Annotated in this window: 1 protein-coding gene; it reads right to left on the bottom strand. The window is 66.9% G+C overall.

What is annotated here, in order from left to right:
- Window positions 1-190: 190 nt before the first annotated feature.
- Window positions 191-514 carry a hypothetical protein gene (locus tag ACWF62_RS08720; protein ID WP_378507284.1) on the bottom strand — a complete coding sequence of 108 codons (324 nt, stop codon included), beginning with the start codon at window positions 512-514 and terminating at the stop codon, window positions 191-193.
- Between the last annotated feature and the right edge of the window lie 301 nt (window positions 515-815).

Raw genomic sequence — 815 nt, 5'->3', positions numbered from 1 at the left:
CGTAATCCTCACGCAAAGGGATAGTTGCGATGCGGTTTCGGCGTGTTCTCAGATTCAACGTTGTGTTCAGCGTAATGGGCGCCGTACACCGCCGCCTGTGTAATTGTTCGTCTGTGGCTTTGTCGAGACCACGGACACCAGCGTTACCCGAACGGGCCCCTGTACAGGGCTTTTACAGGTGACGAAAAGGTCACCGAAGCCGTTCGGCGTTCCGGGCCAACCCGACCAGGGTCGCGCACAGTCGAGCGATCTCCTCCGGATCCGCGCCCTCCGCCGCCGCGGTGGCGACGTCCTCGGCGGCGCAGCGCACCTCGAACATCCGATCCATCGCGGCCTCGGCCTCGGCGGCGGTGAGGATCGTCGAGTCCGGGGCGATCGTCGTGCCCTTCACCGCCGACCGCTGCTCATATGCGCGCTGCCGACAGGACTGCCTGCAGTAGCGGCGCCGACGGCCGACACCGGCGTCGGGAACCTCCCTGCCGCACCACACACATGATTCGAGGCGACGGGAGATGGGCACGCGTCCCACCCTACTCGCGGGTAGGAGGAGGTGCGGACGGTGCCGTCGGCACGTGTCGTCTCGGCAGTTCATGGGGGCTCCTGCGGATGCCGGTGGGGTGGCCTGTCACGGGTCGACACTGCCGCAACCGGACGCTGGCCGGGAGTCACCCTTGGGGTGGGATCCGCCCACCCCACCGGTAGGATGGCGGTTGATTCTGCGCTCAGCGCGGGAACCATTCGGGAGTACGTGTCGTTGTAGTGGAGTGAACGCCCAGGGCCCACCGGCCCAGGCGTGCTCGCGTGACGACCGAGGA

It is taken from the genome of Rhodococcus sp. NPDC054953, assembly GCF_053609225.1.
Note: the sequence above shows the minus strand (reverse complement) of the source record. Positions and strands in the feature narration are given on the sequence as shown.